Source organism: Psychrobacter sp. (assembly GCF_035469765.1).
In the GTDB taxonomy this organism is placed as follows: Bacteria; Pseudomonadota; Gammaproteobacteria; order Pseudomonadales; family Moraxellaceae; genus Psychrobacter.
Map to the genome: position 1 here is coordinate 1 of NZ_DATIRM010000102.1, position 1,884 is coordinate 1,884.

Genomic DNA, 1,884 nt, shown 5'->3' on the forward strand with positions numbered 1-1,884 from the left:
TTTTTACCAAACTTGCAGGAAAGGCTGTTATCTGATTTAGGCTTGCACTTTCCGCCTTATAAACTTGATTTTTTCAGCCAGTTTCGCAAGAGTGATCATCTCTTTAAAGGTGTCCTCTATCGTGTGGCCAACGCCGGTGAAGGCATTATCGAGCACCGAAAGAACGAAAGGGGCATTACCAGAAGAGTTTGGAATATTCATAAGCTATTTCAGTTATGCAGTGTTTATTTTGTCTAGCAATAATCTTTGATTATTACTAGACAAGGATGCTTCTAAAAACCTACTTATAAAAAACTAGAACTTGTAGTACTGACCATCATTAGGAACAAGCGCACGCTGTTTATCTAAGTGTTTTTCCTCGATAAAGCGGCGCAGCTCTGCCTTTGACAGTTCTCCATGATTGACCGTGTCCATGTGCACATTAATTATTTGAGCGTTAGGAGAGAATTTGTACGCACGGTATACATCCTCTCTACCCATGATGATAGAGTCATCAACAAAGGTAGTGAGCTTTGCATAACCTGTGTTAAGGATGACCGCATCAGGCTTGTAGCGAGTAAGCGCATTCTCTACTTCCTTATTCCAAATGGTATCCCCTGCGACATAAACCGTCTTGTAGTTTGGTTTTTGGAATACAATACCCATCGTTTTGCCAAGTGACTGAGCAAGCGCTGGAACTTTGTACATCTCATCAGTACCATGCTGTCCAATGGTTTTATTGATTCTAGTGCCTTTAAACACAACGCCTTGTTCTGTCAGTACTCTGACATCGGTAAAGCCATCTTTACGTACCGTAGCGGCATCCGCTTTATCTTGGGTGAAAATTGGCATGTCACGAGGGACTAGGTTGCGTGCGGCATCGTCCCAATGATCAGCATGTAAATGGGTCAAAATAATGGCGTCAGCCCTTATTACCTCTGCAACAGACATCGGCAAATCTACCATTGGATACCGAATTTCGCTATTCAGAGTGTCTGCAAACCCTGCATAAGCATTTTTAGGTGCTAGCATAGGGTCGACTAAAAAAGTAGTGCCGGCATAATCGAGCTTAATTGTGGCATTGCGGATTTGCTGAAATTGAACGATATTGGTCGCCGTCTCTTTTACAGCGTTAGGATTCGCTGCTGGACTGGCGAAGGTGGTACATGCCGTTAGGAACATCACGCCACTTAACAGCGTGGTACTGGTCAGCGATTTGGCTATTTTCATAATTTGATACCTTATTGATGAAAATATTGTTGGTGAGTCTGTTTTACGACTTAATGAGGGTTTGGTTAAATACTCAGTATTAACGCGCAATCCACGTTTGCGTATCAATCACTTCGCCATATAGAAACTCAATCGCTGCCATGATGGTGGCATGAGCCTGAGCTGCGGGTACTGTCGTTCCATTAAATTCAAGATCAAGCGTGGCACACGCATCATGGATCGTGGTCGTTGTATAACCAAAGTCCACTGCCGCACGAACGGTGGCATCCACACACATATGGCTCATGGCGCCAATCACGGTCACGTCTTTGATACATTCTTTATCTAATAGCTCTTTCAGATCAGTCTCACGGAATGAATTGGGGTAATGCTTCACGACGACGGCTTCACCTTCTATTGGTTTCACCTTCTCATTAATCTGTACACCATCGGTATCAGGCGTAAAGATTGGTGCGTCAGTAGAAGGCATTTCATGACGAACATGAATGACGGTATGACCTTTTTCTCTAGCAGACGCAATAACCAAAGCAGCATTATCAGCGGCTTCGTGAATACCAACGAGTGCGAGTTTACCTTGTGGAAAATACTCATTTTGAATGTCGACAACGATCAGTGCTTGTTTGTTCATGTTAATGCCTCTTTGTTTATGGAAGTGACTGTATAGACATATATTTT

General features: G+C 43.2%; 3 protein-coding genes. 1 reads left to right on the forward strand and 2 read right to left on the reverse strand.

Annotated features, from left to right (window positions below; translation table 11 throughout):
- Nucleotides 1–237, forward strand: a 237-nt coding sequence (locus tag VLN09_RS02825) for a hypothetical protein (RefSeq protein ID WP_325243692.1), incomplete at its 5' end; no start/stop codon positions are given.
- 57 nt (nucleotides 238–294) lie between these two features.
- On the opposite strand, the gene VLN09_RS02830 is transcribed toward VLN09_RS02825, so the two are convergent.
- Entirely contained in the window at nucleotides 295–1,209 is a 915-nt protein-coding gene (locus tag VLN09_RS02830; RefSeq protein WP_325243693.1) for an MBL fold metallo-hydrolase, read from the reverse strand.
- Nucleotides 1,210–1,288: 79 nt separating this feature from the next.
- On the reverse strand, nucleotides 1,289–1,837 hold the full coding sequence (locus VLN09_RS02835) for a cysteine hydrolase family protein (RefSeq protein ID WP_325243694.1): 549 nt from the start codon (nucleotides 1,835–1,837) through the stop codon (nucleotides 1,289–1,291).
- Between the last annotated feature and the right edge of the window lie 47 nt (nucleotides 1,838–1,884).

Bases quoted from the DNA above. Each gene is read 5' to 3' on its own strand.
- VLN09_RS02835 (WP_325243694.1), bottom strand. From the start codon at position 1,837: ATGAACAAACAAGCACTGATCGTTGTCGACATTCAAAATGAGTATTTT.
- VLN09_RS02830 (WP_325243693.1), bottom strand. From the start codon at position 1,209: ATGAAAATAGCCAAATCGCTGACCAGTACCACGCTGTTAAGTGGCGTG.